Here is a 17,891-nt window from a genome sequence, read left to right as displayed (position 1 = left end):
GCCACCGGAGATGGCCTGTGTGGCCAGGAGGAGGGCATCCCCGGCGAGGAAGGCGGCCGATACCCCAGCTTGGGGCAGTTAGGGCTCATAAAGGATCAAAGCGTTGCTTCTCAGTGTTTCTGTCGTTGGTGTGGTACGTGCATATCGAGCGAGGTTCGTGACCAACTTGCCTTACTGATCGTTTCAGAATGAGTTCGGTGTGGCGGCTGGGAGTTGAGGGGGCCGTGCGGCAGGGTCTGCCGGATGGCTGACGATCTTGTGCCCGATGACCTGTGGGAGCGGATAGCCCCGTTGCTCCCGGCCCGGCCGCCGCGTCGCCACCGGTTCCCCGGCCGGAAGCCTGTGGAGGGCCGCGTCGCCCTGGTCGGCATCGTGTATGTGCTGCGCAAGGGCGTGACCTGGTCGGACGTGCCTGCCGAGCGGATCGGCTGCAGCGGGGTGACCTGCTGGCAGCGCCTACGGGACTGGACCGAGGCCGGAGTCCGGCCGCGCCTCCACGAAGTCCTCCTGGTCGAGCTTCGCCGGGCCGACCTGCCCGACATGGATGACTGCTCGATCGATGGCTCGCATGTCCGGGCTCTCAAAGACATCTCAGGGGGCCAGGAAGTCAAGCCGCCTGGTCGGTCGGAGGTGACAGGAGCGGTGCGAAGGCCGCCTGTTCGTCAAAATGCTGCCGGGTCTTGAGGCAGTAGTGGAGCTGGCCGAGGAAGCGGTTCAGCAAGTTGTGTTGGGCGGCGGCATGCCAGTCTCCGTGTTCGCGTCTGCGTCGGTAGTGCGCGTTCGCTTCTGGTGAGGCGGTGAGGGCGGCGAAGGCCCAGAGGAAGCCGGCGTTGATGAGGCGATTGTTCTTGACGAAGCGGCGGCCGACGAACCGCTTCTTGCCGGAGGCCCGGGTGATCGGCGCGGATCCGGCGTACGACTTCAGCGCCCGGGCGTCGGCGAACCGTGCCCGGTCGTCGCCCAGCTCTGCGAGCACGCGGGCGCCGAGCATGGGCCCAAGGCCCGGGAAGCTGAGCAGGATTTCGCTGTCGGTGTGCTGGTGAAAGGCGGATGTGGCCGCCTCCGCGAGGTCGTCAGCGGCCTCGCAGGCGGCGTCCAGCTGCTTGAGCAGGGCTAGGAGCTGGTGACCGAAGGCGTCCTCGACGCCGGGCAGCTGGTGGGCGTACTCGGCGCGGAAGACAGCCCGCAGCCGTTCGGCTTCTGCGTCGCAGCGCGGAGGCGGCCACTGTTTGAGGGCGGCCCGCAACTGGGTGAGGGTGAGCTTCGCGGCTTTGGCCGGGGTCGGGGCCAAAGTGAGGATGACACGGGCATCAGCCCTGGTCAGATTGCCTTGTTTCCCCTGGAAAGCCAGCAGAGCAGCGGGGTAGTACTCGCGTAGGAGCGAGCGGGCCTGGTTGGCGACCTGCTGCCGAGTCCAGACGGCGTCCTGCTGGGCTCGGGCCAGGACTGTGATGGCCTGGGCGAGTTCGGAGTCGGCCGGCAGGGGCCGGTGGGCGTGCATGTCGGTGCGCAGGATGTTCGCCAGGACCAGGGCGTCGCCGGGGTCGGACTTCTTGCGGCTGACGCCGTGGCGGTCGCGGTAGCGGGCAGCGGCGAGCGGGTTGATCGCGAAGACCCGACGACTACCAGTGCGCAGGCTCGCGACCAGGAGGCCGTGGCTGGTCTCGATGGCCACCGGTATCGGGTCTTCTGGGCTGTCACCGTGCTCGGCCAGGACCGCTAGGAGCTGGTGGTAGCCGGCGGCGTCGTCGGTGATACGGGCCTTGGCGAGCAGAGTGCCAGCTTCGTCGACGAGGGCGACGTCGTGGTGGTGCTCCGCCCAGTCGATGCCGCAGAACACGGTCAAGCGATCCTCCCCGATCCGTTCGTTTACGCAGGTCACGAGCACATGCGGGTCACGCGGCGCCCTAATCCAAGGACTCGTTGGTCCGCCATCTCAGTAGCCGTTCGCGACACCAGCGCACTCCAGAGGCTCGATCTTTCTGCAGAGTTCGCGGGCTCGCGGATGAACAAGAGGTCGGCTCTGGAGCGGGCTCGCGCCGTGACGATCAACGTTCGAGCAGTCGCCGCGAGTTTCGCGGTGATCACGGAGGCGCCGGGCTGCGCCGCTCTTGACAGAGGCCTCAAGGGCCGGGAGAAACGGAGGCATCAGCCCGGCGCCCCGCGTCAGCACCGCGAGCCCCGCAACGGACAGCGATGCCGCTCTTTGAGGAGGCCTTGACGGCCAGGGGGGACCCAGGCATTCGCTGTCTGCGCGAGCAGTCGCCCCGGGTCGTTGCACGGGCCCGGGCTATCTGCTTACGCACTGGATTAGGGGGGCGCACACCGGACCTTCGCCGGTCCGCCGGGCCCGGCCGGGCAGCAAACATCACCTGATCGTCGACCGGCACGGCACCCCGCCGGCCATGTCGCTGACCGGCGTGAACCGCCACGACGTCACCCAGCTGATGCCACTGCTGGACGCGATCCCCCGCATCCGCGGGGTGCGCGGGCGCCCGCGCCACCGGCCGGCCCGCTTGTTCGCCGACCGCGGCTACGACTGCTACCGCCGCCCCCTGCGGGCCCGCGGCATCACCCCGAAGACCGCCCGCCGCGGCGTTGCGCACGGCTCCGGCCTCGGCAAGACCCGCTGGGTGGTCGAGCGCGCCTTGTGCGCCACGAGGCGCTCTGTTCGTATCCCCGTGTGGGCGGTCATGATTTTCCCCGTCTCAGGTGGTTTGTGCGTCATGTAATGGGATCTGGCCGTGATTGCGTGAATCCCCGCGTCAGCATGTGAGTGCGGGAACGCTTCTTGCGGGGATGTCTTGGCCATGGGGGCCGTGGCGGTTGAAGGCGTGCTGTTTCCCGGGATCAATGTGCGCATCGTGTCGATGCGCGTCGCCGCGGAGGTGGTCGCGGTGGAGGCGCTCGCCTGCGGGCGTCCGCCGCTCTGTCCGTCGTGCGGGCGGCGGGGAATGCGCGGGCACTCCCGCTATGTACGGCGCCTGGCCGAACGGCCGTTGGTGGGACGGCCGCTGGTTGTCCACCTGAAGGTGCGCCGGTTCTTCTGTGAGTCGGCCGCCTGCCGGCGGCGCACGTTCGTGGAGCAGGTCCCGGATCTGAGTGAACGGTATCGCCGTGCGACTGCGGGGCTGCGCAAGTGGCTGCGGGCCATCGCGGCGGGAATGGGCGGGCGGCCTGGTGAACGCATGTGCCGCCGACTGCAGGTGACGGCTGGCCGCACCCAGTTGCTGGGGCTGCTGCAGGCGCCCGCGGTGCCCGCGCGAGCCCCGCGTGTACTGGGCGTGGACGAGTTCGCCTTCCGCCGCAGGTGGCGCTATGGCACGGTGCTGGTCGACGTGGAAGCACATCGGGTGGTGGACGTGCTCCCGGACCGGGACGCGGCCACTTTCAGCAGCTGGCTGCGCGAGCACCCTGGTGCCGAGATCATCTGCCGGGACCGGGCCAGCGCCTACAGCAGTGCTATCCGCGAGGCCGCACCAGATGCCCAGGAGATCGCGGATCGCTGGCACCTGCTCCACAACCTCTCTTCCGCGGTCGAGAAGACATGCCATCAACACCGTCCCTGCCTGCGCAAACACACCGAGGCCGAACAGGAATCGGTGACCCGGCCGGTGGTGATACCACTGCCGGCACCCGTCCTGCCCCCGCCGAAGATCGCAGTCCGGACCCGCGACCGGTACGCGGATATCCACCGCCTTCTGGACGCCGGGTACTCGCTCTCAGCGATCTCCCGACGTCTGCACCTGGACCGCAAGACGGTCCGCCGGTTCCGTGACACCGACCTCAGACTGCTGCTGGCCTCCGCCCGCCACGGCCGCCCCAAAGGAGTGCTGGAGCCGTTCACCGGCTACCTGACCGAACGGTTCACCGAGGGCTGCACCAGCCGGCACCCAGCTCCTTCACGAGATCCGGCAACGCGGCTACCAGGGCACAGCAACGCCAGTGCGCCACTACCTGAAGGGACTGCGGACCGGGACCGTGGAACCGGCCCGCGGCACCATCCCCAGCCCGCACAAGATCACGTCATGGATCATGCGGCCGCGCGGCACTCTCACGGCCAACGAGGAGGAGCAGTTAGGGTCTCGCAAGATTTTCGTGACGAGGTGACAGCCCGTCACGGTGGTGCCATCGTCCGTACTGTGTGCGGACGTACTCGGGATGGTGTTCCCGCACCTTGAGAAGGTGCTGGTGGAGCAAATGCTTGTGGAGAGCGGGGTGTTGCGCATCACGGCGCGTACCCGCGATGAGGTCGTTTTGCCATGTCCGGATTGCCGGACGGCTTCGCGCCGGGTGCACAGCCGGTACCAGCGGCGTTTGGCGGACGCGGCGGTCGGCGGCAGACCCGTGGTGATCGAGCTGAGCGTGCGGCGGTTGTTCTGCGATGTCGATGGGTGCCCGCGGCGTACGTTCGCCGAGCAGGTGGAGGGGCTGACCATCCGCTACGGCCGCTATACCCCGCTGCTGCTGGAGATGCTGCGGGCCGTGGGTCTGGCGCTGGCCGGCAGTGCAGGGGCTCGTCTGCTGACGGTGCTGAACGTGGTGATCAGCCGGGTGACGCTGCTGTCCATCGTGCTCGCACTACCGGAACCGGTGGTGGAGTGTCCGCGGATCCTGGGGGTCGACGAGTTCGCCCTCAAACGGTCCCGCCGCTACGGAACGGTGCTGGTCGATGTCGAGACCCACCGGGTCATCGACATCCTTGCCGACTGTTCAGGCGATGCGTTCGCCGCCTGGCTCACGGCCCACCCGGGGGCCGAGGTGATATGCCGGGACCGGGCCAACTCCTTCAGCGACGGGGCCCAACGAGGTGCCCCGCACGCTCAACAGTGTGCTGACCGCTTCCACTTGTGGCAGAACCTCGGCACCGCGGCCGAGCGGGCGGCCGGGCGGCTCCGCCCCGGTTGGCTGCCGCCGGAGCGCGAGCCTTCCGCAACTGCTGAGGTGCTGCCCGACAAGGATGAGGGCCCACTGACCCGCCGCAACCGGGAACGCCATGCCGCCGTGCATGCCCTGATGGAACGGGGTGTGGGCCTGACCGGGATCATGCGAGAGCTGCGGCTGGACCCCAAGACCGTCCGCAGATTCATGCGCGCGGCCACCATCGAGGAGATCCTCGTCCACGGGCCGTCAGGCCGCACCGGGATACTCGACGCACACGCCGACTACTTCGCCCGGCGCTGGGACGAGGGCTGCAGCGGTGCCCACATCCTGCACGCAGAACTCGCCGCCCAGGGCATCCACGTCAGCAAGCGCACCGTCCGCCGCTTCGTCCACCGGATGCGCGAGCACGGCGCACCCACGCCCCGGTCGCTGGCGCCTACTGAGTTTTTCGTTAGTTCTGTGGTGGTTTGGGGTGGAGTGTTAGTCCGGTATGGGTGAGGAAGGACCACGGGAGTTGTTCGTTGGAGCAGATCCGGTGGATGCCGCTTTCGGCGGCGTCGGCGATGTCGGCGAGGTGGTCGCCGGCGAGGTTGGCCAGCTCGCGGGTCTTGATGGCCGACCACAGCAGTTCCACCGGGTTGAGTTCGGGTGCGTAGGCCGGTAGCCGCTCCAGGGTCAACCAGTCCTGTTCGGCCGCCCAGGCCCGCATGTCCCGACTCCGGTGGGCCGACAGTCCGTCCCACACCAACACCACCGATTCGCCAGCGTAGAAGGCCTTGACCTGTTCCAGCACCTCGTTCAAGGAAGTGGTGTTGCAGCTGCCGGGTTTGAGGTGGAAGCACATTCGCGGGCCGCGTTCGGGGTCCGCGGCGTGGTAGCCCAGCGCGGCGGCCATCCCGGCGCGCTTCCAGTTCAGCCGGTGCCGCAGGATGGGAGTGTGCCCGCGGGGTGCGTAGGTGCGGCGTACCTGGGGCAGCAGCGACACGCCTGATTCGTCGAAGAATACGATCCAGGCACGTTTCTTCACCGCCCCATTTTGATGCGTGGCCACTCCTTGGCGACCCATCGGGCGATCTCGGGCTCGTCCCGCTCGACGGCCTGACGTCGGGGACGCTGCAGACTCCACCCCAGCCGCCCGGTCAGCAGCCGCCACACGGATGCCCGGGCCAGCCTCACCCCGGTCACCCGCTCCACCAGCACGCCGACCCGTTCCAGGGTCCACAGATCCGCCTCGAACCCGTGCGCCTGGGCGCCTTGTTCCAACGCGGCCCGCACCAGCCCGACTTGGGGGTCATCCAGCTTGGGCGGCCGGCCGGTGGCAGGCCGCCGCCGCAGAGCTTGAGCTCCACCCTGCTCCCACAGGCGTCTCCACCGGCGCACGCTCTCGGGATGCATCCCCACCATCCGCGCGACCTCGGATGTAGAACGTCCCAGTTCGAACAACTCGACCGCGCGCATGCGACGGGCCTCGGCCAACTGCGGCCGCGTCAAAGGCAGAACGGAGACATCGGAAACAACAGCCTGCGACTCGGAAGACACACCAGCATGCTCACACCGCCGAAGCCCCTGCACTCACAGAACCAACGAAAAACTCAGTAGTGCTGCGTTCCCGTTTGGGGGGTAAATGTGCTGGTAGCGGGGCATGCGCGGATGCTCGGGGTGGGTGCTGAGCGATGGTGCTGTGGGCGCGGCCAGGCCGCGGCGAGGAAGAGCAGAAGATCGTGAACCGGCTGGTGCGGGCCCGGAAAGCGCCGCGCGATCTGTCGATGCGGGCCTGCATGGTTCAGCTGAGCTGGTCCGGACAGCGGGTGCCGGCGATCGCGGACACGTTGGGGTGCAGTGCCAAGACCGTGCGGCGCTGGCTGCACCGCTTCAACCGTCAGGGCATTGCTGGGCTGGAGGACCTGGGCGGGCAGGGCCGCAAGCGCCGGATCACCGAGCAGGAACGCTCTCGCATCATCGCGCTGGTCAGAGGGCTGCCACCGGGCCGACTGCGCTGGGAACCCGTCGGCGAGCTGTGGGCACCAGATGAGTTGGGCCCGGCGGAGTGGACCTTGTCCGCGCTGGCCGCTGCAGCCCAGGCCGGGGGAATCCAGGTCGGCCGTTCACAGGTCCGCCGGATCCTGTTGGCCGAGGGGGTGCGATGGCGTCGTCCCCGTTCGTGGACCCGCTCGCGTGATCCGGACGCCCCAAAAGGACGCGGATCATCGGCCTGTACACCAGTCCGCCGCCCGGCGCCACGGTCATCTGCGCCGACGAACTCGGTCCGGTGATCCCGCGTACGTTTCCACCCGCACCGGCCTGGTCGCGGATGGGCACCGGATCAAGTCCGAACTTGACTACGGACGCGGGCCGGAGAAGACCTGGGTCTTCGGCGGGCTGCGTATCCGTGACGGTCATGAGGTCACGATGACCGCACCATCGCGCAGCAGCGTCTGCTACCAGCAGTTCCTCGAGCGGGTCGAGCAGGCCAACCCGACCGGGACGATCTGGATCGTCACCGACAACCTGTCCGCGCACCGCAGTGTGTCCACCCGGGCCTGGCTGGAAGACCACCCGCGTATCCACCACGCGTTCATCCCCGTCGGCGCCTGCTGGCTCAACCTGCAAGAAGGCTGGTGGCGGCTGTTCCGCAAGGCCGCCCTCGCCGGTCGTTCCTTCTGCAATCCTCACGACATCACCTACGCCACCGAAATAGCCACCACCCAGCTCAACGCCCACGCCAGACCCTGGGTCTGGGGCCGACCGGCCCCTCCCACCCGCACACGCAAGCGTCGATATGTGTACGTCTTATGAGGAACGCAGCACTAGTACTCCAGCAGCGGTTCGCTATCTGGCCTGGTCGAAGGCGTCGTCGGGAGTGTAGTGGTTTGGTCGTGGGTCGGGGGTGGTCTGGCCGGACCGCCCCTCCCACGTGTGGGTCAGGATTTGGCTGGCCGACTCCGGTGCCGACAGCCTTCCAAGGTGATCGACGAGCATGCGGACGTGACCTGGGAGCGGGAACTCGACACTCTCTTCTTGCGCATTGGCCACCGCTTCGGCCGCGCGGACCTGCGGCGTCGGATGCGGGACTATGTGCGGGGGCTTCTCGCTCCCGTCAGCCGTAAAAACGGCTGGCAGCTGGCCGAGTTCGCCGGGCACCACACCCCTGATGGCTTCCAGCGGCTGCTGAACGCGGCGAACTGGGATGGGTGCGGATCCTCTGAAGTGATTCGTCGAAACGCGGTAGTTGTCACAGGGGGTGACACCAGACCGACTGCGACGGTGTTGTCGCTACCCCGTTGAACGCAGCTCAGCGCATTCCTCGGCGAAGGCGCAGAGTCGGCGGATCAGGCTCAGGTAGGTCACGTAGGCGTTGGCGTGCTGCCTGTCGGGTCTGTCCTGGAGCCACTGATGCCACAGTCCGTCCGGAGTTAGGAAGCGGGCGGCCTTGTTGTCGCTGAGGTTCAGGTCGATGTACAGAAGGGCGCCCATCGCTACGAGTTGGTCGTAGTCGAGGTCGGGGCGGCCCAGGTAGCGATCAAGGTAAGCGGTCAAGTGATCGGCGTCCTCCGGTGTGCCGAAGGAGGCCAGAGCCACGCAGTATGCCAAGCCTGTGCAGCAGACCTCGCTGGCCAGCAGGAGCTCCCCAAGGCGCTCGCGGAACTCGGTCCGGCGAGACACGGCGATGAGCCATGCGGCGGTTCGTCGCTCACGCCACCCGCCCTCAAGAAGGGTGAGGAGTTCATGCGCGGTGATGAGCTCGGCATCCTCGGCAAGACGTCGCGCGAATTGGCCGTACTCGGGTTCGTCAAACTGCCGCCGAGCTTCAGATAGCGGCGGCCAGGCGTTACGTAGCGGCGGACCAGGTCCAGAAGTTCGGCGTCCTCGTTGGCATAGCGCACCACAGGATCCTGACTCGACGAGGGCAATCGGGCCAGCACTTTTCGATGCGGGATCAAGCAGAGAGGCCGTAGTTTTGCTGGTTGGGGCTGGGATAGAGACGTTGGTGTTCGCGGGCCGAGTGGAAGATCCAGTAGCCCTCGAAGTCGCCGTTCGTGATCAGTGAACGGAGTCGGAGGACGGCTTCGGCGCCGGTGAGGCCCCAGCGGGCTCCGGTGATGTCCAGGCGGTCGCCGATCAGGTGGCGGCAGGCACCTTCGATCGCGCCGGTGGCGATCGGCCAGCCCGCGGCCAGGGCAATGTCGTAGCGGAGCTGGTCGAGGTGACCAGTCAGATAGCGACGACAGATATCGACGGCTTCTCGTCGGCTGGCGCGGAGGCCGGCCTGTTCAGCTTGGGTGCTCATCTCCTGGGCGGCGCGGAATGCTTGACCTGCAAGGATCATGGTCAGATGGTCGGCGACCCAGGCGTCGGCCTCTGCGCTGCCGACCTTGTGGAAGGCATGGGCCGCGGTCCAGACATACTCGGTGACGTGCACGAAATCCAGGAGCACGTTGATCGTGCAGCCGCGACGGGCAGCCTCCTTCTGGATCAGGTCGAGTTGGTGGCGGGCGCCGTCGACCAGAACAACCCAGCAGCGTTGGTGACCGGGATCGCGGGCTTCGGCCTGGGCGAAGACGTCGGCGATGACCTTCTCAGGCGGATGCAGGAGGGAAGCAGTGCACCACTTCCGTATCGCGGCCGGGCCGCGGCGGATGCGGCGGCGGGTGCTGCGGCCGCCGGGCGGATGGATCACATCGTGCGGGCGCCGGGGAGCGGGGACGGCGTCGAAGACGCAGGCCACGGTGGCCATCCTCTTGCGGTTGGGCTTCTCGCCCGGCGCAAGTCGGCTGCGATGTCCGGACTCGGCGGCGAGACGGGCTCTTTGAGTGGCGGGCCGCAATGCCTCCGGTCGCATGACCACGCCCTTGCCGTCGACCTCGATGACCAGCAGGACGTCCCGGCTGCTGGGGACGGGAATGTGCTGCTGGTAGAAGGAGTCGATGTCGCCGGAGGCGGCGGCCACGAGTTGTTCAAGACGGCGCTTGCCCAGCACGGGTCCGCAGCGTCGCTCGATCGCCTGCTGAGACTGGTCGAACGAGCCTCGGACCGCCTCGGTCACCGCCAGGCGCCGCAGTCCCATCGAGTGCCGACCCGCGGGAAGCGACAGCGTCGCATCGGCCGGGTGGACGTTGGCCATCGACGGGCCTCGATAGGCCATGCGTTTCACCCGCACCAGGCCGAACATGCAGGCCAGCCAGCGTGCATGGCCCGTCTCCCGCCACGGACGCGACCGCCCGTCCGAGCCGGTCACTCGTGGCCGGGCTTCCCGCCTGGCTGCCTCTTGTTCCCTGCGGGCCCGCAGATCCAGGTGATCCTGCAGTAGCTGCCGCAGCAGCCCGCGTCCGGCTTCTTCCAGGTGTTCTTCCAGCTCAGCATGGGTCAACGACTGGGCTGGCTCGCCTTGCAAGGTGCGTAACAGCGATTCGAAGGCACTGACCGAGCCGGCAAACAGGTCAGCACTCACGCTTGTGTCATACGGTTCCATCCCGGGGCTCTTCTCGGCGGGCGTCGATTTGGTTGGCACCTTCGACTCTAAGGAGAAGAGCCCCTTCCTCAAGAGGAGTTGGACCCCGTTTCCGTCTCGTGACGGGCCACCGTGAACAGGCCCGGATCACCCTCAGCCAGCCAGCCCCTGGCGACCAGCCGCTTCAGCTTCCCCCGTGTCCCCTCGATCTTCCCCACCTCGGCAGGCAACCCGATCCTCGGCACGACCTGCTTGGCCCGCACCGGCCCCGGCGCATCCCGGACCACTTCCACGATGTCCCGGTAGATCTTCGGGAGTGCACCTGTTTCCATCCCCGGCCGCCAGTGGGGCACCGCCAGCACCCCCACCATCTGCCGCTCGGCTCCGGCGTACGCAGATGAATCCTCGGCGTCCTCCGCCCCGACTGCCTCCGGCTCGGCATCCACCGCGGCGGATGCATCAGCCGACATCTCGGCCATCACCTCGGACACCGTATCCCGAGCGATCCGCAACCGCTGCAGATGCTCACGAGCCTCCTCCAACCGACCCGTCACCTCGGCCAGTTGTTCCTCAAGCTCGTCCACCCGCACCCGGGCAATCGCCTCCCGGGCCTCCAACTCCTCGAACAACGAGCCCATCAGGATCGCCTCCTCCACCGTCCACGGTAGAGAGGACCCAGGCCGAGCACACCCCGATCAGCACCGACCTACTGGCTGCTTCCCTTCAGAAGAACCGCACCCAACTGGGATGCCGACGACGTCCGCGACGACCTTCAGGCATACGTCGCCGAGCACCTCGGCGTAGACGGCGGGGTGCTCGTCATCGATGACACCGGCTTCGTCAAGAAGGGCACCACCTCCGCCGGGGTGCAGCGTCAGTACTCCGGCACCGCCGGCCGCACCGAGAACTGCCAGATCGGCGTCTTCGCCGCCTACGCCACCACCCGCGGCCGCGCCCTGGTGGACCAGGAGCTCTACCTGCCCAAGTCCTGGACGGAGGACCGGGAACGCTGCCGGGCGGCGAAGGTCCCCGACGAACGAGGCTTCGCCACGAAGGGCGAGCTGGCCAAGCGCCTGGTGCTGCGTGCTCTGGCCTCGGATCTCCCTCTTGCGTGGGTGGCTGCGGACTCCGCCTACGGGCAGGAGGGACGCTTTCGTCGCCTGATCGAGCAGTCCGGCCTCGGCTACGTGCTCGCAGTGCCCAAGTCCCAGCAGGTCTTCGGCCCGCGCATCGACTACCTGTTTGCCCAGGCCCCCGGCGAGGCGTGGGAGACGATCTCGTGCGGTGACGGCGCCAAAGGACCAAGGCGCTACCACTGGGCGGCACTGGAGCTGCCCACGGTGGCCGAGTTCGACTGCCAGGGCGAGGCCCCCGTACGCCGACGCTGGGCACTGGCCCGCCGCAGCATCAGCAAGTCCCAGGAGATCGCCTACTTCCTCGCCTACGCACCGCGGGAGACCACAGTGGCCGACCTGGTGAGGATCGCCGGGATGCGCTGGCAGATCGAGGAGTGCTTCCAGGCGGCAAAGAACGAGTGCGGCCTGGACCAGTACGAGGTCCGCCGCTACGTCGGCTGGTTCCGGCACATCACCCTGGCCATGCTCGCTCACGCCTACCTCGCGGTCATGGCAGCCGACGCGGCGGGAAAGGGGGGTGCAGAAACGCTTCCGGCACCCTGGCTCCGCTCACCGTGGCAGAAGTCCGCCGGCTCCTGGCACTTCGCCTCGGCCCGAACCGCCAAACCGGGCGGCCGCTTCGCACGCACGCTCTGAACTGGTCTCGCTGGCGCCGCAGACACCAGGCCGTCTCCCGCCGCTGCCACTACCAGCGACGACTCCACACGTTGGAGGGGCGGTCCGGCCAGACCACCCCCGACCCACGACCAAACCACTACACTCCCGACGACGCCTTCGACCAGGCCAGATAGCGAACCGCTGCTGGAGTACTAGAGCTCCCGCCCGATGCGGTCGAGCACGTCGCCAAACAGGTGGGCGTCGCCTCTTCCGAGCTGGGGTCCTATGACTTCACCTCGCGTGCCGCGAAACGGCACCGCAGCGAGCTGCGGGATCTGACCGGATGGCACGAGTGCACGAAGACCGACCTGGTCAAGCTCGTCTCGCACCTGGTGGACGTGATCTGGCACGACGAACGCCGCGAGGAGCAGGTGCGGGCCGAGCTGCTGCGGCAGATGCGCGTGGACCTGATCGAGCCGCCGACCACAGCCCAGGTCACCACGATCATCCGGTCCGCGCTGCACCAGGCAGGCGAGCGGGCCGTCGCCGAGGTCGCCGCACGGCTCGCCCGGAAGAAGGACTGCCCCCGTCGGCTGGACGCGCTGGTCTTCACCGACCCGAACGGCGACGACACCGGACAGGACGACCGGGCGGCCGTGGATGGCGACGCCTCGCAAGAGGACGAAGACGATGTGGAGTCGGTGCTGGCCGACATCAAGGCGCATCCGGGCAACGCCAGCCTCAACTCGGTGCTGGACGAGATCAAGAAACTCAAGCAGGTCCGCACCGTCGGCGTCCCGGCCACCGCGTTCACCGGCATCGGCGTGCAAGTCATCAACGCCTGGCGAGCCCGCGCATCCGCGTCCTCACCCAGCCACCTGCGGCGCTTCGACGCCCCCGTACGGCACGTGCTGCTGGCCGCCCTGCTGTTCCAGCGCCAGCGGGAGATCACCGACACCCTGGTGGAGCTGCTGAACTCCACCGTGCACCGCATCAACGCGCGGGCGGAGAAGAAGGTGACCGAGGCGTTCGTCGCCGAGTTCACCAAGGTCCGCGGCAAGTCCGGACTCCTGGGAAAGATCGCCGAAGCCTCCCTCAGGGCTCCGGACGGCTCGGTCCGCTCCGTCATCTACCCGGCGGCCGGCGGAGAGAAGACGCTCAAGGACCTGGTCGCGGAGATGAAAGCGACCAACGCCGCCTTCGCCAAGTCCAAGCGGGAGGTGTTCAAGTCCTCCTACAGCAACCACTACCGCAGCGGCCTGATGAAACTCCTGGAGGTGCTCGCCTTCCACTCCTCCAACGACCAGCACAAGCCCGTCATCGAGGCCCTGGCCCTGATTGAGCGGCACAAGGACTCCGCCACCACCTACCTGCCGCTCGGCGAGATCATCCCGCTCGACGGCGTCGTGCGCAAGGACTGGATGGAGTTCGCGCTCTTCACCCCCGACAAGGGGCCCCAGCGCGTCATGTGCACCGTGTACGAGGCGTGTGTCTTCCAGGCCCTGCGCGAGAGGCTGCGCTGCAAGGAAATCTGGGTGGACGGCGCCGACAAGTGGCGCAACCCCGACGAGGACCTGCCCGACGACTTCGAGATCAGGCGCGCGGAGTACTACGAGAAACTGAACAAGCCGCGCGACGCCAAGCTGTTCATCGCCCAGCTCCAGAGCGAGATGCACACCGAGCTGTCCGCCCTGGACACCAAGCTGCCCAAGCTCCCGTGGGTGACGATCAGCGGCAAGCACCGCAACGGGGCGATCAAGTTCACCGAGCCCGAGCCCCAGAAGGAGCCCAAGAACCTGCGCCGCCTCAAGAAGGCGATCCGCAAGAAGTGGGGCACCGTGGCCCTCATCGACATCCTGAAGGAAGCCGCCCTGCGCACCGGGATGCTCAAGGCCCTCGCCCCCGTCGGCACCCGCGAGGCCATCGACGAGGCGAAGCTCCTGGAACGCCTGCTGCTGATCGCCTACGCGTACGGCACCAACTCGGGGATCAGCTCGGTCGCGGCCGACGAGCACGGGCACAGCGAGGAAGAGCTGCGCTACACCGCCGGCCGCTACCTGACGGCCGTCGGCCTCAAGGCCGCAGGCGTCGAGATCGCCAACGCCACCTTCGCGGCGCGCTCCGAGACGGTGTGGGGGCAGGGCACGACCACCGTGGCGTCGGACTCCACGCGCTTCAAGGCGTGGGACCGCAACATCTTCACCGAGTGGCACTCCCGGTACGGGGGCCGCGGCGTGCTCGTGTACTGGCACATCGAGAAAGGTTCGATGGCCATTCACAGCCAGCTGCTGAACTGCACCGCCTCCGAGGTCGCCGCCGCCATCGAGGGCATGGTGCGGCACGCCACGACGATGCAGGCCGAGGGCAACTACGTCGACTCGCATGGCCAGTCGGAAATCGGGTTCGGACTGACCAGGCTCCTGGGCTACGACCTGCTGCCGCGCATCAAGCAGATCAACAAGGTCAAGCTGTACCGGCCGGGCCGTGAGGACGAGGACAGCTACGAGCGCCTGGCCGACGCGATGACCCACCCGATCCGCCGGGACGTCATCGAGAACAACTACGACCAGCCCATCAAGTACGCGACCGCGATCCGGGTCGGCACCGCCTCCACCGAGGCGATCCTGCGGCGCTTCACCCGCACCGCCTCCCACCCCGTCTACCAAGCCATGCTCGAAGTCGGCCGGGCGCAGAAAACCATCTTCGTATCAGTTACGTGGAATCTGACCGCAGCGGAGATCATCTCCCTGCGGTACGACCACGGACTGAGGAGATGTGTCGGGCACGGTGGTGCTGGAAGAGAAGTGGCCGGTGCTCGGCCGACACGAGCGGGCGGCCGGGTGGTTGCAGGTGTGGACCGACCTGGGCCGGGCACCCCGGACGATCGATGCCTACGCCCGGCTGGCCGAGTACCTGGAGATGTGCGAGCGGGAGGACGTCGACCCGCTGACCGCGAACCGGGCCCACATCGGCGTCTATGTAGGGGAGTTGACCTCACGGCCGAGCCGTCGGGGTGCGAACGTGGTCTCGATCGACTCGGGCTCCGGTCTGGCCAACGCCACCATTCAGCAGCGCCTGGTGTCGGTCCGGCTGTTCTACGACTTCCTCATGGAGGACGGGCAGCGCGACTCCAACCCGGTCGGCCGGGGCCGCTACACGCCCGGCCGCCGACACCGTGGCGGGCACGAGCGCGGTCTCGTGCCGAGGCTGACGAAGCTGCCCTGGATACCCACCGAGCAGCAGTGGATGGATGTCCTCGACCCAGTTCGCGCATGAGGCGGCGGACCAGCTCCAGGCCGGCGGCGACGCCCCAGCGGTGCAGTTGCGCGTGGTTTGTTGAGCGACGCTGGAGGTGTGTACGAAGGCGACGTGCTGGTTGTCGATGGGATGGGATGAAGCGCCCCCGGCGGCCGTCAGGCCGCCGGGGGCGTCGTGAACGTGGTGTCGCTTTCGTCGTCACTCTGTCGCGTGTGTCTCGGTGATGGCGAGGCGGGTTGAGGACTCGTCGACGATGCTCTTCTCGTCGGCGAACGCGGCGATGAGGGACTGCAGGGAGATGTTGTTGACCGAGCGGGGCAGGCCGCGGCTGGTGAGGTGGATCAGGTCGACGGCGTCGTCGGAGAACAGCGTGTCCGAGCGTCCGGCGATGGTGAGGTGGTGCTTGATGTAGCTGGCGGTCTCGTCCTTGTTCATGGTCGGCATCTGGTAGCTGATCGAGATCCGCTGGTCCAGGGCCGCCAGGACGCCGTGTTTCATCCGCTTCCGCAGCGTTGGCTGGCCGATCAGCAACACCGCGAACGGCGTCGTGGAGTCCATGTCGTAGTTGGTGAGCATGCGGATGGCATCCAGCTCGTGGTGGTCGAGGAGGTGCGACTCGTCGATCACGACAGCGGGAATGCGTCCGCGCTCGTCGACCTCGGCCGCCAGGGCGGCGGACGCCTGAGCTGCGAGAGCGGCGGACTGGTACTTCGGGGTGCCGCCCAGGCTGGTGACGATCCGGTCGTAGAGACCGCGCATGCCGACCTCCGGGTTGGGCTGGTAGATCACGGTGAACCGGGCCGGATCGAGCGAGGCGACGGCGCCCTTGAGGGCGACGGTCTTGTCCGCGCCGACCTCGCCGGTGACGACGCCGATCGCCTTGTTGTTGATGCACCACGCGATGCGGGCCGCGGCCTCCTGGTGGGAATTGTGCTGGTGGAGCATGGACGGGGCCAGGTCCCGGCCGAAGGGGGACCCGGGTGAACCCGTAGTAGCCCTGGACGCGGTCGATCAAGGAATCCTCCTCGGGCAGGGGCAGAACTGGGCTTGGTTAGCGACCGGTTCGGCCGGTTCGTCGGCAGCGGCCCGCTGCCCGAGCCGGACGGCGAGACGGACCGCGCGCAACGCGGTGCGGACGGCGGGGGTGCCGAGAGCCCCGGCGGCGTGTTCGGCCCGGTGGCAGCAGACTCCCGCCAGGTGAAGGGCCCGGCCGGCCAGCTCGCGGGGCGTGAGCATGAAGAGGTCGGGTTCGGGGTCGAAGTACAACTCCTCGGCCCGGGAGGGCTTCACTGCCGGCCCCGCGCATCGTTCAACAGGGAGGAGTAGTTGATGCCCCTGGCGGTGTTCGCGGTGTGTGCCTCGTCGAGGATCTTGAGGTAGTCGATCCCGGTCGGCGGCACCGGCCCGGCCGGCGTCTCCGGGCTCGCTTTGGGGTGGGCATGGCGGCCGACGTGATGAGGGACCGCTTTGCCCAGGGCCTTGCCGGAGGCCCTCACCTCGATGTCGGTCAGGTCGAACGGGTCGAAGACCAGCTCGATCCTCATCCCGGCCAGCGACGGGTCGACCTCATAGGAGTTGCCGTGCAGCGACACCGTCGCGGTCTTCGTCACGGTGCGGAACTCCGACCACAAGAACGCCTCCCGCAGATCCGCCGTGGACGGCAGCGGCAGCGGTTTGGGAATCGAACCCAGCCATCGTTCGATCGGCGGCTGCCCGGTATCCGAGTGCACGGTGCGGTGATAGACCGTCTCCACCCACGCGGTGAACAGTCTGTTCAGGTCGGTGAGATGCTCGATCTGGCCGACACGTTCGTCGTCGCGCAGGCCCTGAGCAACCACGTGTCGACGAAGGCACTCCCGTTGTCGACGTAGATCGATTCGGGGACGCCGCGGGCCGACAGCGCCGGCCGCAGGGCCGCGGCGGGGCGGACGGTGTCCTCGGCGAACCCGAACCGGTGCCCCACGATCGCCCGGCTGTGGTCGTCGATGAAGGCGAAGAGATAGGTCTTCCGTCCGCTGATCTTCGGACCGTGCAGGGCGTCCCCGGTCCACAACTCGTTGCCGTGAGTGGCCTCGAACCGGCCGAAGACGCTCTTGTCGCCGCCAGGGCCGGTCAGCCCGGCGGCGACGAAGTGCCGCTGGAGCGTGCGCTCGGTCGGCGACCAGCCCTGCGTGGTCCGCAGGATCCGCTGGATCTGCGCGGCCGTGCGGCCGGGGTTCTCCCGCTTCAGCGCGGCCGCCAGTTCCAGCACCTCCGGTGGTGTCCTGGGGACCGCCTTGCGCGGCTCGGGGACCAGAGCGGCGAACCCGCCGCTGCGGTAGTGCCGCGTCCAGCGGTCGATCGTGCCCCTGGACACCTTCACCTGCCGGCCGAAGGGATCGGTGTGTTCCTTCTGGGCCACCTCCCGTGCCAGACGGCCGCGTTCGCGGGTGGTCAGCGTGTTGTCCAGCAGGTCCTGGATCAGGGAATAGCGGAACAGACCGACCTGCCGGGCCTTCTCCGCCCGGCGGCGGTCCTCGTCCTCGCTCGATGCCATGCGTGGACTCTCCTCGCATCTCGATCAGCGT

Annotated in this window: 10 protein-coding genes and 8 pseudogenes; 9 read left to right on the top strand and 9 right to left on the bottom strand. The window is 68.0% G+C overall.

Annotated features, from left to right (window positions below; genetic code table 11):
• Positions 1–243: 243 nt before the first annotated feature.
• A pseudogene (locus C9F11_RS45080) lies at positions 244–585 on the top strand (transposase); the annotation flags it as partial.
• 22 nt (positions 586–607) lie between these two features.
• Here C9F11_RS45080 and C9F11_RS45075 read toward each other — a convergent pair.
• Positions 608–1,861, bottom strand: coding sequence for an IS110 family transposase (locus C9F11_RS45075; RefSeq protein WP_138968821.1), 1,254 nt, complete (start codon positions 1,859–1,861; stop codon positions 608–610).
• A 463-nt stretch (positions 1,862–2,324) separates the two neighbouring features.
• Here C9F11_RS45075 and C9F11_RS45070 point away from each other — a divergent pair.
• The 3 genes and pseudogenes from C9F11_RS45070 to C9F11_RS45060 all read left to right on the top strand — a co-directional run.
• Positions 2,325–2,645: pseudogene (locus tag C9F11_RS45070) on the top strand (transposase); the annotation flags it as partial.
• Between the two features lie 174 nt (positions 2,646–2,819).
• Positions 2,820–4,181 (top strand): ISL3 family transposase, encoded by a 1,362-nt coding sequence (locus tag C9F11_RS45065; RefSeq protein ID WP_171076220.1) that lies wholly within the window; start codon positions 2,820–2,822, stop codon positions 4,179–4,181.
• A gap of 4 nt (positions 4,182–4,185) precedes the next feature.
• Complete coding sequence (locus tag C9F11_RS45060; protein WP_171076219.1) at positions 4,186–5,382, top strand: ISL3 family transposase; 1,197 nt, start codon at positions 4,186–4,188, stop codon at positions 5,380–5,382.
• Here C9F11_RS45060 and C9F11_RS45055 read toward each other — a convergent pair.
• Entirely contained in the window at positions 5,336–5,911 is a 576-nt protein-coding gene (locus C9F11_RS45055; RefSeq protein ID WP_138968161.1) for an IS630 family transposase, read from the bottom strand. The two genes, C9F11_RS45060 and C9F11_RS45055, sit on opposite strands and share 47 nt — an antisense overlap.
• Positions 5,908–6,423: a winged helix-turn-helix domain-containing protein gene (locus tag C9F11_RS45050; protein ID WP_138968163.1), complete on the bottom strand. Its 516-nt coding sequence runs from the start codon at positions 6,421–6,423 to the stop codon at positions 5,908–5,910. Before C9F11_RS45050 ends, C9F11_RS45055 begins: the two co-directional genes overlap by 4 nt.
• Positions 6,424–6,557: 134 nt before the next feature.
• Between C9F11_RS45050 and C9F11_RS45045 the strand changes: the two genes are divergently transcribed.
• The 3 genes and pseudogenes from C9F11_RS45045 to C9F11_RS45035 form a co-directional block, all read left to right on the top strand.
• Positions 6,558–7,157 (top strand): helix-turn-helix domain-containing protein, encoded by a 600-nt coding sequence (locus C9F11_RS45045; RefSeq protein WP_138968254.1) that lies wholly within the window; start codon positions 6,558–6,560, stop codon positions 7,155–7,157.
• A pseudogene (locus C9F11_RS45040) lies at positions 7,154–7,680 on the top strand (transposase). Before C9F11_RS45045 ends, C9F11_RS45040 begins: the two are co-directional and overlap by 4 nt.
• A gap of 168 nt (positions 7,681–7,848) precedes the next feature.
• Positions 7,849–8,034 (top strand): annotated as a pseudogene (locus tag C9F11_RS45035) (IS701 family transposase); the annotation flags it as partial.
• Between the two features lie 123 nt (positions 8,035–8,157).
• Here the strand turns inward: C9F11_RS45035 and C9F11_RS45030 are convergent.
• From C9F11_RS45030 to C9F11_RS45020, 3 genes and pseudogenes are all read right to left on the bottom strand, one after another.
• Positions 8,158–8,771, bottom strand: a pseudogene (locus C9F11_RS45030) (DUF6000 family protein).
• A 50-nt stretch (positions 8,772–8,821) separates the two neighbouring features.
• On the bottom strand, positions 8,822–10,354 hold the full coding sequence (locus tag C9F11_RS45025; RefSeq protein WP_138968252.1) for an ISKra4 family transposase: 1,533 nt from the start codon (positions 10,352–10,354) through the stop codon (positions 8,822–8,824).
• A gap of 68 nt (positions 10,355–10,422) precedes the next feature.
• On the bottom strand, positions 10,423–10,989 hold the full coding sequence (locus C9F11_RS45020; protein WP_249402353.1) for a hypothetical protein: 567 nt from the start codon (positions 10,987–10,989) through the stop codon (positions 10,423–10,425).
• A gap of 57 nt (positions 10,990–11,046) precedes the next feature.
• Here C9F11_RS45020 and C9F11_RS45015 point away from each other — a divergent pair, with 57 nt between their 5' ends.
• Complete coding sequence (locus C9F11_RS45015) at positions 11,047–12,105, top strand: IS701 family transposase (RefSeq protein WP_249402415.1); 1,059 nt, start codon at positions 11,047–11,049, stop codon at positions 12,103–12,105.
• Between the two features lie 188 nt (positions 12,106–12,293).
• Positions 12,294–15,548, top strand: a pseudogene (locus tag C9F11_RS45010) (Tn3 family transposase); the annotation flags it as partial.
• Here C9F11_RS45010 and C9F11_RS45005 read toward each other — a convergent pair.
• From C9F11_RS45005 to C9F11_RS44995, 3 genes and pseudogenes are all read right to left on the bottom strand, one after another.
• A pseudogene (locus C9F11_RS45005) lies at positions 15,523–16,339 on the bottom strand (AAA family ATPase). The pseudogenes C9F11_RS45010 and C9F11_RS45005 overlap by 26 nt on opposite strands.
• Positions 16,336–16,614: a hypothetical protein gene (locus C9F11_RS45000; protein ID WP_138968248.1), complete on the bottom strand. Its 279-nt coding sequence runs from the start codon at positions 16,612–16,614 to the stop codon at positions 16,336–16,338. Before C9F11_RS45000 ends, C9F11_RS45005 begins: the two are co-directional and overlap by 4 nt.
• Positions 16,611–17,860: pseudogene (locus C9F11_RS44995) on the bottom strand (DDE-type integrase/transposase/recombinase). Before C9F11_RS44995 ends, C9F11_RS45000 begins: the two are co-directional and overlap by 4 nt.
• Positions 17,861–17,891: the final 31 nt, after the last annotated feature.

The organism is Streptomyces sp. YIM 121038 (genome assembly GCF_006088715.1).
GTDB lineage: Bacteria > Actinomycetota > Actinomycetes > Streptomycetales > Streptomycetaceae > Streptomyces.
This window is presented reverse-complemented; position numbering and strand designations above follow the sequence as displayed.